General features: G+C 43.6%; 13 protein-coding genes and 1 pseudogene. 11 read left to right on the top strand and 3 right to left on the bottom strand.

The annotated features are described in order from the left end of the window. Positions 1–38: 38 nt before the first annotated feature. The 3 genes from BOC67_RS15530 to BOC67_RS15520 all read left to right on the top strand — a co-directional run bounded on the left by BOC67_RS15530 (position 39) and on the right by BOC67_RS15520 (position 2,643). Positions 39–464 (top strand): hypothetical protein, encoded by a 426-nt coding sequence (locus tag BOC67_RS15530; RefSeq protein ID WP_291911513.1) that lies wholly within the window; start codon positions 39–41, stop codon positions 462–464. 576 nt (positions 465–1,040) lie between these two features. Further along, complete coding sequence (locus BOC67_RS15525; RefSeq protein WP_291911512.1) at positions 1,041–2,081, top strand: AHH domain-containing protein; 1,041 nt, start codon at positions 1,041–1,043, stop codon at positions 2,079–2,081. Positions 2,082–2,091: 10 nt separating this feature from the next. Next, complete coding sequence (locus BOC67_RS15520) at positions 2,092–2,643, top strand: DUF1629 domain-containing protein (RefSeq protein ID WP_291911511.1); 552 nt, start codon at positions 2,092–2,094, stop codon at positions 2,641–2,643. A gap of 26 nt (positions 2,644–2,669) precedes the next feature. Here the strand turns inward: BOC67_RS15520 and BOC67_RS15515 are convergent, their stop codons facing one another. After that, the gene (locus tag BOC67_RS15515) at positions 2,670–3,032 is read right to left on the bottom strand and encodes a helix-turn-helix transcriptional regulator (RefSeq protein WP_291911510.1); all 363 of its coding nucleotides are present in this window, start codon (positions 3,030–3,032) and stop codon (positions 2,670–2,672) included. Positions 3,033–3,176: 144 nt separating this feature from the next. Here BOC67_RS15515 and BOC67_RS15510 point away from each other — a divergent pair, with 144 nt between their 5' ends. The 8 genes and pseudogenes from BOC67_RS15510 (at position 3,177) to BOC67_RS15480 (ending at position 11,087) form a co-directional block, all read left to right on the top strand. Further along, a complete protein-coding gene (locus tag BOC67_RS15510; RefSeq protein WP_291911508.1) occupies positions 3,177–3,401 on the top strand; it encodes a SymE family type I addiction module toxin in 225 nt (74 codons plus the stop codon). Continuing rightward, a complete protein-coding gene (locus BOC67_RS15505) occupies positions 3,388–6,048 on the top strand; it encodes a toprim domain-containing protein (RefSeq protein WP_291911506.1) in 2,661 nt (886 codons plus the stop codon). Before BOC67_RS15510 ends, BOC67_RS15505 begins: the two co-directional genes overlap by 14 nt. Positions 6,049–6,248: 200 nt before the next feature. Beyond that, entirely contained in the window at positions 6,249–7,103 is an 855-nt protein-coding gene (locus BOC67_RS15500) for a tyrosine-type recombinase/integrase (protein ID WP_291911505.1), read from the top strand. After that, a complete protein-coding gene (locus BOC67_RS15495; RefSeq protein WP_291911504.1) occupies positions 7,100–7,963 on the top strand; it encodes a tyrosine-type recombinase/integrase in 864 nt (287 codons plus the stop codon). Before BOC67_RS15500 ends, BOC67_RS15495 begins: the two co-directional genes overlap by 4 nt. 851 nt (positions 7,964–8,814) lie before the next feature. Next, a pseudogene (locus BOC67_RS25395) lies at positions 8,815–8,991 on the top strand (RHS repeat-associated core domain-containing protein); the annotation flags it as partial. A 342-nt stretch (positions 8,992–9,333) separates the two neighbouring features. Further along, positions 9,334–9,837, top strand: coding sequence for a hypothetical protein (locus BOC67_RS15490; protein WP_291911503.1), 504 nt, complete (start codon positions 9,334–9,336; stop codon positions 9,835–9,837). A gap of 6 nt (positions 9,838–9,843) precedes the next feature. Next, entirely contained in the window at positions 9,844–10,242 is a 399-nt protein-coding gene (locus tag BOC67_RS15485) for a hypothetical protein (RefSeq protein ID WP_291911501.1), read from the top strand. 347 nt (positions 10,243–10,589) lie between these two features. Further along, positions 10,590–11,087 (top strand): hypothetical protein, encoded by a 498-nt coding sequence (locus BOC67_RS15480; protein WP_291911500.1) that lies wholly within the window; start codon positions 10,590–10,592, stop codon positions 11,085–11,087. A gap of 236 nt (positions 11,088–11,323) precedes the next feature. On the opposite strand, the gene BOC67_RS15475 is transcribed toward BOC67_RS15480, so the two are convergent. Continuing rightward, entirely contained in the window at positions 11,324–11,497 is a 174-nt protein-coding gene (locus BOC67_RS15475) for a helix-turn-helix transcriptional regulator (RefSeq protein ID WP_291911499.1), read from the bottom strand. Between the two features lie 514 nt (positions 11,498–12,011). Further along, the gene (locus tag BOC67_RS15470; protein WP_291911498.1) at positions 12,012–12,896 is read right to left on the bottom strand and encodes a hypothetical protein; all 885 of its coding nucleotides are present in this window, start codon (positions 12,894–12,896) and stop codon (positions 12,012–12,014) included. Positions 12,897–13,179: the final 283 nt, after the last annotated feature.

Here is a 13,179-nt window from a genome sequence, read left to right as displayed (position 1 = left end):
GGTACTTGCAGCTTCCATCAAAGCGGATGCATCTTCCGATGTGGTCCTGGTTAAGCAGAACAAGCATACCGGCGCAATTTGGCAGTGAGTCAGGTATCGGCTCCCGTGCTCCGGTGGCGGCATTTACAGCGGTAAGGCCGTTGTATAACGCCAATATCGCGGCCATGTCCGTAAACCTGCTCAAAGTGGGTGAGTCGCTGGTATTCAACTATAGTTATGATGTGCTGAACCGCATCCGGAATATGGATGTGGCCAAAAGCCTTGGTGCCGCCGCCAACCGCTGGATGCCGATAAATACCGGCGACTTTAATGAGTCTATTACTTACGATGGCAGCGGTAATATCCAAACGTATAACCGTAACGGTCACCAGTCCGCCCTGGATAGGGATAAGTTAACCTATAACTACCTTCCAGGGACCAATAAGCTCAGTCACATCAATGATGCCGTTCCCGCCACAGCTTAGGCGGATACCGATATAGACGACCAGACAGCCAACAACTATACCTACGATCCCATCGACAGCCTGGTATCAGACGTTCAGGGTAAGGTAGACAATATTAAATGGAACGTATATGGCAGGAACAGCGAAATCCAGCGAGCAGGTAAGTCGCCGATAAAATACACCTACGATGTAGCCGGCAATCGCATCAGCAAAATCGCAGGTTGTATAGAAAGCACGTTACATCCGCGATGCATCGGGCAACATAATGAGCCTATATGTTAAAGGATATGCCTCCATCAACAATGGCTTAATGAGCCACGCGAAAACCCACCATTATTGTAGCAGCCGCCTGGGAATCAACAACCTGGTAACGCAGGGGCAGAACCCTGAAGTTGCTGCCACCACACCATTACCTGGCTTATGTTCAGGATATTTTACTACATTTAAGCGCGGATATAAGTTCTTTGAATTGTCCAACCACCTGGGAAATGTACTGGGTACCGTAGCTGATGATAAACTGGTCGTTTCGGTGACTGCTACTATTGTTGAATATTATGTACCGAGGATTGTGTTTGCACAGGATTTACGCCGTTTGGGATGGGGTTGGTGGAAAAAGGATTTTCTTCTGATAGGTATCGTTATGGGTTTAATGGTAAGGAGAACGACAACGAAATCAAGGGAGAAGGGAATCAGCAGGATTATGGATTTAGAATCTATGATCCGAGGATAGGGAAGTTCTTGAGTGTTGATCCAATTACTGCGAAATATCCAGAGTTAACGCCGTATCAATTTGCAAGTAATACACCTATTTGGGCAATCGATTTAGATGGATTAGAAGCGGTGAAGGCTCCTGGAAATGCTGAAATAATCTGGAATTTTATTGCTAATGATAACCACATTACAAGGGCTAAACAGTTTGCGGCAGCGCGTAATATAGATGCGAGCCAGGTTTATTTGATCGTAGGTTCTCGGGCGAGTTATGTGATGGGTAATGATGCTCCTCCAATAAGGAATGTTGATAACACCTCTGTTATAATTTATGATCCGGTAGAAAATCCTAAAACAGGAGAGGTAACAGTATTTAAGCATGTATTTAGGCAGACTGGAAATACTAGTCCCTTTACACTTTCCACTAGTTCTTCTAATGATAACTTGTTCCAATTATGGGATTTAGATTTTGATGAATCTGGTCAACCTATCCCTAATGAAAGTGATAGGTCTGAGACCTCGTTTGATTCACCTTTTAGCTTGGGAGGCAAGGCTGGCAAGGTTGGCACAGTTGTAATGAATGCTGCTCAAGATTCTAGGTCATGGTATAAAGTATTGAAGGGGCCACTTCACCATATTGCGACAAACAAAAATTTTATACAGGGATTACAGTGGTCAAAGAAGTTTGAGCCGATTTTTAAGAAGGCTGGTTATGGACTGGATGATGCACTGAATAAGGTATTTGTGCCCGGGCATCGAGGTCCACATCCAGAGGCGTATCACAGATATGTTTACAATGCGCTGCTGGCGGCGACCAGAGGGAAAAAAGGAAAAGAATATAAAACAGCGCTTGAGGGTGCAATGAAAAAGCTAGCGACTGATGCCCAGAAAGCAGGAAGTAAGCTCAATAAACTATTAACAGGTAATTAAATCTATTTACATGTATTATAATTTGACCGATGATTTATCTATACCAGATAGATGGTATCTGGATGAAATCTATTCTTCTGACGGTGAAATCGATATTTGGGAATATAACTCTATTGGACCGATAACAGTGCCAGATGCAAGGTTGACTGTAGATGTGTCATATGATGGAGCTCCTTTAGATATAACATTTGCGGGCTTTGATGTGCTTATTGGGAGCTCAAAAGTTAAAGAGTTATTTGATAAGGAGGAGGTAGAACTTTTACCTATCTCAATAAAACAAATCCCTACGGCGGAATTTTATGTAATTAAAATACTGAAGGAGGTGGATTGTATTGATCGTGAAAAATCAGATTTTACTGTATGGGAAAAAGATGATCCAATTCGGCCAGACTTGGAAGGTGAGTTTAGTAGCTTCTTTGAAATGGTAGTTAATCCTGCTATGTTGGCAGGTTATGATATAGTAAGGGTTAAAGGTTATAATAACGCAATAATAGTTAGTGATAACCTGAAGGGTAAGATGGAGAAACTAAAAATATCCGGGGTTTTATTTGAATCTGTATAAGAAATTGTATCAAGGATAAATGGAGTTTAATCCAACATATTTTTCTGAAAGAAATCTTTAAACTTAGACTTGGTAAGCATTGTATCGATAATCCGGTACAGTGCTTGCCTGTCTTCCTCTTCAAGCTGTTCAATTAAACGCAGCTTCTCGGCGATGGTTTTATCTTCCACTCTTATATCGCTGGGAACTTTACCTTCCAGGTGAATCAGTTCATCGATGGTCATGCCGAACAGGCGTGAAATCTTCTCTAAAGCCTCGATAGAAGGCTCTCTTTCTCCTTTTTCAATTTTGCTATAGTTGGACGGAAGCATGCCTGCTACTGCGGCTACTTCTTTTTGGAGTAGTTTTTTTTGTTCCCTGACGATTTTAATGTTTTTGCCGATGTTCATCTGAAACTGGGTTAAGTTACAATGGAAAGGTAGTCAAAAAGGCTATTTTTTAAATAAATCTGTACTTTTTGAACATTTAAAGTTGTCAAAAAGGAAATTTAATCTTTACTTTGTGGTTGTCAGATTGTCAAAAAATAAATTGTTATGGGAACCACAAAAGTAACCAGGTACTGCAAGCTACACAGCCGCAGTCAGGAAGTTAGGAAATTATATCCAGATGGACGCTCAGGCTACCGCGGTGTTCCGTGGCTTCGGATCGGTGGGTTATGGATGGAGCGTTATGGTTTTAAAGTAGGTGATCCGATAGAGATCACCGTTGAAAATGGAGTGATGACCATTAAAAAGCTGGTTATCCATGGAAATCACTGAGATTAAACAGCAGCTAACCCTTGCTACTCTCCTGCACCACTACGGCTTAAAGCCCGATAAATCGCTACGGCTCAACTGCCCGTTCCACGATGATAAGACACCGAGCCTGCAGGTGTATTACAAAACCCACACGGTCTACTGCTTCAGCGCCAACTGCAAAACGCACGGTAAACCGCTTGATGTGATTGACTTTGTGATGCACAAAGAAAACTGCAGCAAGTATGAAGCAATCCTAAAATGTAAACAGCTGATCGGTGGCAATCCCCTGCCTGCTGTGACTTTACCGGGTCAGCGTACCGCTATCCTGGGTAATATGTTTACTTACTTTAAAAATGCGGTTAGTAATAGTGAGCCTGCAAAAGCGTATATCCGGGAGCGTGGGTTAAACTATGAAGCCCTTGAAATCGGCTATAATAGTGGCCAGTTCCATCACGGTGCCCGTAAAGATGAAACCCTGATTAACGACTGTTTACAGGTGGGCTTATTATCTGTACATGATAAGTTGGGTCGCACCGGTGAAACTTCTTATCGTGTGTTCGGTAAAGGTTGTATCGTTTTTGCGTTGCGTAATAAGCAACACCAGGTGTCTGGTTTATACTTCCGCAGTACCTACAATGACCAGGATCAAAAACACTTTTACTTAAAGGATCGTAAAGGGTTGTATCCGGGGTATCCTGCTGCCAGTACGGAAAGGTTAATACTGACTGAAGCGATCATCGATGCAGCTACCCTGTTGCAACAGCCAGCCATTACCAAGGAATACAGCGTGCTTGCCTGTTATGGGACTAATGGCCTGTTAGCCGAACATATGAGCGCTATCAAAACTTTGCCGCACCTGAAGGAGATCGTTTTTGCTTTTGACGGGGACGAGGCAGGCAATAAGGCCGTGGAGAAATACGCAGCGTTATTAAAAGAGCAGCTTCCCGCTATTATACTTACTCGTTTGGAACTGCCCACCGGTGAGGATATTAACAGCATTAGCCTATCCCATGAGCCTCAAATTTTTGTTCATCTACTTACCAACAGAAAATCAATTTTTTCTTCAGTTGAAGAAAAAACACCGGAACCGGTAACCACTGTAAAAGCTACGCCTGTATTAAATACCAGCCATCCCCATAAACTTATCTACGAAACTGACCAGCTTCAGTACTGCATCCAGGGCGGATTAAGTAAGCTGCTGGACAGCATGAAAGTTACGCTGGTAGTGGAACGCAAGGATAACGGCCAGAAAAGCCGCAACAAAGTAGACCTGTACGAAGATAAGCAGGTGGAAAAACTGAGCCGTGATATTAGTGAGCGTTTATGTGTTGATAAATCCTTGCTGGATGCGGATTTATCCACGCTCACGGATCTGCTGGACAGTCACCGGGAAAAGGACCAGCAGCAAAATGAGCCTGCCAGCGCCAAGGTGTATCCTATGACAGCAGCGGAACGCAGCGGTGCAGAACAGTTTTTAAAACAGGCGGACCTGATCGGTCAATTAAATGAGCTGTTGGGTAGTGCTGGTATTGTTGGGGAAGAAACCAACCGTATCTTTTTACTGCTGATCGCCATCAGTTATAAAATGCCTGAAACCCTCCATGCCCTGATCCAAGGCAGTAGCGGCAGTGGGAAAACCAGACTGCTAAAGCAAATATCAGACTGCATCCCGCCCGAAAACGTTACCAAACTTACCCGCGTGAGTGATAAGGTGCTGTATAACTATCCGGAGCATTACTTTGTAAACCGGTTGCTATGCCTGGAAGATATAGACGGCCTGAGTGAAGAAGCAGAGTTCGCGTTTAGGGAACTGCAAAGTAATGGAGAGCTGAACAGCGCCACCAGCATCAAGTTAGAGAATGGAACTATCACCAGCGGTCAGAAAACAGTGAAGGGGCCTATTGCATCCCTTGCCTGTACTACGCGCGGTGAAATTTACGAGGATAATATGAGCCGTGTATTTTTACTGGCCGTGGATGAAAGCAGCGACCAGACCAGCCGTATTATTAACTACCAGAATACGAAAGCCACCGGTAATATCGACAGTAAGCAGGAGCAGGAAACAAAACAGTTTATCCAACACCTGGTGCGCTGCCTTCAACCGCTTGAAGTGGTGAACCCTTACGCATGTAAGCTACAACTGCCGCCCGATGCACATAAGATCAGGCGCTTAAATGACCTGTTTTTAAACTTTGTAAAGATGGTAACGCTGCTGCATCAATACCAGCGCAAGCGGGATAGTAAAGGACGGTTAATTACAGAAATATCCGATCTTGAAGTGGCGGTAGATATTATGTTCGAAAGCATCGTGCTGAAAGTGGACGAGCTGGATGGCAGCCTGCGGCAGTTCTACGAGCAGTTAAAAAAGTATCTTCAGGAAAAGGAGGGAGATAAATATTTACAGGTTCCTTTTAGCCTGCGGGAAGTCCGGCAAGCGCTGAAATACAGTAAAACACAGGTGTTCCGTTATGTAAATGACCTGACCCGGTTGGAATACCTTTATCCAGTTGGTGGCCATGCCAATAAAGGATTTACATATAAGTTGAATTATAGTGATAATTACATGGCTCTGCGTGAAAAAGTTAGTGAACATCTGTTCTCTCAAATCCAGTGTATAAAGGCATCTGTTAAAAATGGAACGCTAGAATCCTTGCCAGTACAGCAATAATAATCTCCTTATCAAAGTGTGGAACACAAAAGGAACGCTAGTGGAACACTAGAATCCTTTGTAGTAGCGGAAAAGTGGTCTGGCGTTCCGCGTTCCAAAAAAGTGCTCAAGGGGCCTTTTAAAAAGTATCATAGTTATAGGTTTTATATCATAGTGTTGCCCCTCTCTCCAAAAATCAGTTAAAATAATACCAAAAATTTATGAAACAGATCATAGGTATGTTCAAAGACTACCTGTCTGTTGTGGGTTACAGCATAGGCACGCAGTCTATGCTGCCCAGGTGTGTAAACGAGTTTTTACATTACAGGCAGTGTGATGACGTATCGCTCGTTACCCCAACGGATATACGTCTTTTTTACGAATGGCTACAGGTGCGGCCCCTGAAGCGAAAGGAGGGCACTTTAAGCGAAATGATGATCGCCCATTACATGTATGCGTTACGTGTGTTCTTCGACTGGTTGCAGGCAATGGGCGTACAGCCTGTGAACCCTATCAGTGGCCTGAAGTTTAAGACGGCAGTGTATAACGGCCGTAAGCCTCTCTCCAGAGAAGAAATAGAAAGGCTCTTCGATGTGGCTACTACGGTAAAGGAGCGGGTAGTATTGCACCTGTTTTACAGCTGTGGGCTGCGGCGCAGCGAGGCGGTACGGTTGCAGGTAACGGATGTTCACCTGAGCCACCAGGTGTTGTATGTAAAGCGTGGCAAGAATGCCCGCAGGCGGGTAATCCCGCTGCCTAATAAGGTGGTAGTAGTGTTGGGGCAATACTTGAAGCATGAGCGTAGCCGCACGCGTAAATCCGGATCAGCGTTTATGCTCAACCGTATAGGCCACTCTATGCGGGGAGATAGTTATCTGCTCATCTTAAAGAAGCTGCTATCTAAAGCGGACTTAAGCAAGGATATTACCCTGCACCACCTCAGACACAGCATTGCAACACATCTGCTACATGGAGGTATGAGCCTTGGTTATGTACGGGATTACTTAGGTCACCGCCACCTGGAATCCACACAAATATATGCGATACCTGGTGTGCATCAACTACAACAGTTATGACTATACGGCATTATCTTGAAAGTCGCTACACGGCTGCGACTACGGAAAGTTACCTGCGTGAAATAGCTGCTTTTACGGGAAACTACCCAGCGGCTGACAAAGCCACGTTTACCGATGTTACAGCTTACATCCGCCAGCTGCGACAACGCTACGCCAACCCGCAAACGCTGAACCGTATTGTATCAGCGATAAAAGTATACTATGATTACCTGTGCTACAGCGGGGAAAGGCAGGATCATCCTGCTAAATCCATCCGGTTACATGACCAGCGTAGCCGTGATGTACAGTTACAGGAGTTATTTACTGCTCAGGAGCTGGAAGGGTTGCTGGGTAAAACGGAGCGTTATAAAGCGCTTTACAACCGTAATAAAGTGTTAATGGGTCTGCTGGTCTATCAGGGGTTAAGGGTGCAGGAAATCGCCCAGATACACGTTACAGACGTTGACCTGGATAACGGTAACATCTACATAAAATCAACTCCGAACACTAATAGCCGCACCTTAACCTTAAAAGCGCCGCAGATTATGGTACTACATACTTACTTAAAAGAGGACCGACCGCAACTGCTGCAGGGAAAAGAAAGCGCTACACTCCTTATTGGTAAAGGGTCGCAGCCAATGCCAGCGGAGGATATCAGCAAATATGTGATCCGTAGTTTTAGAAACTACTATCCTGGACGTGTGGTAACTACGCAGACTATACGTCAAAGTGTGATAGCGAATCTACTAACGCAAGGCCATGATATTAGTGTGGTACAGCAGTTCGCAGGGCATAAGTACCCATCCAGTACGGAGCGGTATAAGCAAAGCGAGGTAGAAGTGTTAAGAGCGGCCATAGATCAATATCATCCGATGAAATAAAGGACCCGCCTCGTAACTTAAAAGTGGTCACCTGGTCATTGTAAAGACCTTTTTGTTGAAGGAAAAGCGGTCTCACTGCGGGCTCGGTCCGACAAAAAGTGCGCCATCACTCCACTCGCCCTTCCGCTTCGCTTCAGGGCTCGTTCCGTTCTGTCACACTTTTTGCGTTCCCTCACCCTCCGTTCGTCCAGCTCTCGGTCTGGCTGGGTGCCGCATGGAAAGCCTGTACGTATGACCGCCATCCCTTCGCTGTCCATTTTTGTCCGCCCCCCGCCGTCCTGGCCCGGCCTTGCATTTTTGATTTTGCCGTCCGCTGGCGCTCCCGGCCAGATATAGGTCGAAGGCGCGGCTAGCTGTGGCTTCGCCTCACTTGCCCTGCGCTTGCCCCTACGCTTCGCTTCGGGGCTCGCTTCGGGCTGCGTTCGGCTCCCGCCCCAGCAGCCGGGCCAGGAATGGCGGAGGGGGCGGCGGTGCTTCGATTAGGCTTCGGTTATAGCACTGAAGGTCAGTACCCTGATTAGACGGGAGAAGAATATGCTGCGCGAACATGAGCTTTAGAATATCCATCAACTGTTGTGCTATCTTGCTTGCATCCTGGAAGACAAAGGATGCATCAGCGGCAGAACATAGGCTGGGCATATGTTTTACAATCGACATTAGATATATGCCTGGACGTTAGTAACATCCTTTATCTTCCAGGATGCCGATCCACCCGACTCGCCTGCATTTTTTTCTTTCAAATGAAAAAGTTCATCTGAAAAAAAAGTATAACTTGTTGAAAGTTCTTTGAGAGGGCAGCCGTTGGGGATGGGGCTGTATGGAAGGGGTTAGATGCGGGAGGGTACAGGTATGGGTTTAATGGTAAGGAGAACGACAACGAAATCAAGGGAGAAGGGAATCAGCAGGATTATGGATTTAGAATCTATGATCCGAGGATAGGGAAGTTCCTTTCTACAGATCCTTTATCGAAACAATATCCTCATTATACACCATACCAATTTGCAGGAAATACGCCCATACAAGCTATAGATCTAGATGGTGCGGAGGAATATCATTTTACTTATATAAAAGGGAAAGATGGTCGTCCAGCTATACGCTATTTAGGTAAAAATGATATTGTAGACCGGGTAGTTGTTGGTTATCGTAGTGGACATGGAATATATAATGATGCCCCGGTTCCTGTCTATGAGAATCGAGTTAATCAGCGCCAATTATTTACTGTACATGATATATATAGAGAACCCATAGATAGGCATGGTGGACTGGATCCGAATCAGTCGCAAGAGTGGAAGGATTTTGATGTAAGAACGACTTATAAATCGTTTGAAGATTTTTCCGCTGGAAAGAATGGATCCAGATCACTTGCTGATATGGCAGGCATTACGGCAGCAAAGTTTAGCGCTGCAATGGGGCCTGAAAATGCGGCGCTGCCAGCAGGGGGGCTAGGAAATTTACGGCGACGTAGCACCACTGTTTCTTTTTATACGGTTCAGGACTCAGAAGATGCTTCACGTTTATTGTCCGGTGGAAACCCTTGGCCAACGGCTCCGACACGGGCTCAATGGGGAGAAGGGTTATATGCCTGGGGTAGCAAAGCGGAAGCACAAGCTTACTTGGATACGTATTTGAAAAGAGGCATTACGGATATGTCAATTGTAGAATTTAAGATTGATGGAGCTAAACTTGGAAAATTAAGCCAGCATACGGTTATAGGTGGAACGGAAGAAGCTACGCTGTTTTTTGACAAGTATAGCCGTATTTATGGAGAAGGATTGCCACATGGGTTTGATTACATAAAGGCTCCAACTTCAAACTTTGGCTCAGAACATTTTTTCTCAAAAGGAGTTTTTCATTTATTTAAAGGAAGCAAGTAGTAGATTATGGTTTATAAATTTGTTGTTTCAAAAAAAGGCTATGGAGTGGCTATTTTTATTGACGTAGATGAGATTAGGTCTCCTGTTCTTTTAGAAAATGACTTGTTGGTTGATGATAGGATTTATTTGAGGATAAATCATCCGATACCTTTTTTATCAGAAAATGATGTTGATAAATATATAACTAAGGCTATAAAAGATCTTTCTAGTGAAATCTACGGTAAAATAAACGATTCAACAGTTTGTTTTTTTATTCGTGGGCTAGATACCAATCCTATTTATTTTCAGGAGGAAGGACTTTATTGTGCGATGCGAGGGTGGTTAGTTCAAAACTATAAACTTGAGGTACCCTCTATACCTACCGAATTAGATGAAAAAAACAGGAGGTTTGTTTTTGATATTTAGTAGTGTGTTTGCATAGCGCAATTGTTTATCTATGCATTAAGCAATAAACAGAAAACCCCGCCATTGGCGGGGTTTTCTGTTATATTAATGATTATAAGTTTGCTTAGTTTTAACATCCCTGATAAAAGCAGCAATGACGCGCAGTAGCGCATCTTTATCCTCATGAGGCAGCGCTTCAATCTCCTTAAAATACCTGATAACCTCCGCGTCATGCAGTGCAGCGCTGGCCTTATCAGCAAGTGGAAAGGGTGCTGCTAATAAAATGAAAGATGAAACAATGGTTCGGTCAATACCAACTGGAATTAAATTAAAACAGGTCGATAAGATTCCATTAAAATCAGAAAACTATGCAGAGCCAGATTAATAGGCGTTTAGAAACGATTACAGAAGGTGTGTTTAAAGCTACTTTGTTGGCTTTTTTATGGATATTTATTAGTTGTTGCGGTAGAGTGGAGTCGGATCCTAATGAGGTTTTCTTGAAGAATAAGTTAGAATTTAAAAAGGTGGCTGTATTAAGGGATACCTTACAACATCGTTATCCATCTTGTTACTCATTGAAATTTACAGTTACGGCCAAATCATTTGGGCAGGAGTGTGATTCAGTAAAACCCAATCCTGATCTTCCTGCCGAATTTTTATCAAATGAGGAGAAAGAGTTTTTATCTGGATTTATGCATAAATGTGGAATGGTTAGATTAAAGATGGGGCCAAGTACGATTAGATTTATTTTTCCAGGTGATAAATCTGAAATAGTTCGAACAGATACAGCTTACTCTTCCTATAAGGAATATGTATTAGATAGTTTGTTCTATTTATTGCCCCCTGACGTGAAAAAGCCTGAATAATTGTGAAAAATAAAACAAAACGGCAGTACGGTAGTGCTGCCGTTTTACTTATTGGATATAAGTCTGCTTAGTTTTTACATCCCTAATAAACGCCGCAATCACTCTAAGCAGCGCATCTTTATCTTCATGCGGCAGCGCTTCAATCTCTTTAAAATACCTAATAATCTCTCCATCGTGCAGCGCTTCACTGGCTTTATCGGCGGAGCTGCCGAAGATGAGGTAATCTACAGAGGTATCTAACGCTTCAGCAATTTTTTAATTACTTCCGCTGGTGGCTGGGCGCCTTTAGTCTCATAACTCCCTATCTGCGCGTATGAAATCCCCACTTTATCAGCAAGTTCAGACTGTGACCAGCTTTTGGATTTACGCAGTTCCAGGATACGATTACCGAGATTATTTTTTTGCGACATGACTGTCTGTTTAGGTTAACAAAAATAGCCCATCTGTGGCAGTTTTGGAAGGTTTTTGATACTTGTGTGTAATAGTATGCTAAAAATAGGTTTGTTTATGTGCGACAAATAAGTCGCATCTTGATTCATAAATGTAGTAAAATAAAAACTTATCCACATGAACACAAAAATGGTTCGCCACAGCAAATTATATGACAGGCAGTTACGTAATCATTAGAACCATGGCAGAAATGTGCACTGGATAAATGTTCGGGGTGTATGGCTAGAGAAGGCAGGTTTTTATGTGGTAGCCCCATCGAATAGTGATTGAAAACGGTATGCTGACCATCAAAAAGGTAACTACCGATGGCAATCACTGAGATTAAGCAACATGATCCTGCCTCAGTTCTTAACCTCCTTTGATAAGATGATGAGAAAATATTTATTAATTTGATTCCTCCATTATTAAATTTATACATATTAGTGAAATAGTCCCCCCAAATCAGCCGGAGGTGACTTGAATGACCTTCCTCCCCTACCTACACCACCCCACACTTCCCCTCCCATTCTTCGTACTATACAATACATTCAACATATAAACCCCGGACGCTGCCATTATCTCATCTTCTCTATTGTCATACACCTCGAACCCCAAAACCTGCTGTTGCCCATAATCCTGTGACCCTACTTTAAACGTATGAGTCCCTGCAGTTAAATTTACCGGTATTATATGCCAATTTTTATAGTTTTCATAGTAAGCGCTTTGCAGGTCGGTACGAACTACCAGTTGCTGGTCCAGAAATACCCGGAAATCACCTGTACCTCCAACACCGATATAGTAAATTTTGTCTTCAGACGCGCCTATAGTAATAGTAATGTATTTCCAGCTGCCGTCGTTATTTGGGGTATTATATGAAATCCCGCACCGATTGAGCGGGCCTTCGGATACATACCCGGGATAGTACTGACCCATACTACAATTCCGGGGATCGCCGATCCAGTACACATTCGAAGGGTCGATCAGGGTTCTGCTGCTTCCGTATAAGTAGGCAGGGTCGAACCCTGGGGCATATATATAAGTGCCACATGAAGTAAAGTCAGCATTAGGAGTGGAGGCCACTGAAGTGGTTAAATAGTTACAGGTAACCGGATATAATGGGTGTGCCGGTATCAGTGGCACCAATTCCGAGAACCAGGGCATCCTGCCATCCGATGGAAGTAGAGTTTCATCAATATACAACCAGGATTTGGCTTCCAGCGAGGTGATACAGAAGCCATCATCAGGGATACTTGCGTTACTTTTCTGGGTGAAAAATCCTTCCGCGACTTTTTGACGGATGAAACTGTGAGAAGGTAAAAAGTTCTGTGCACTCGTCCACAGGGATACAAACAGGCAGACCATTGCTAGCGTGAATTTCATAGATTTTGATACTTAAACAGGTCGATAAAAAGCGAATTAAATACTAATGCGCTGCAATAGGCATGAGATGTCATGACAAACCTGGCGCTGTCGACTGTAGCTATTCTTGGGTAATGTGAGTATTGCCTGTAAAAATAATACAATTTAAAAGCTGCGGGCAACTTTTATATATCAGGATAACAATGGAAATTTACAGTTATTTGAAATCACGGTTTTTATATAAAATTGCATCCGGGAAAATTATGTTATCCTATTGCCTGGCTGATATCCATTTAATATTATC

The organism is Chitinophaga sp. CB10, from assembly GCA_001870995.2.
Classification (GTDB): Bacteria; Bacteroidota; Bacteroidia; order Chitinophagales; family Chitinophagaceae; genus Chitinophaga.
Note: the sequence above shows the minus strand (reverse complement) of the source record. Positions and strands in the feature narration are given on the sequence as shown.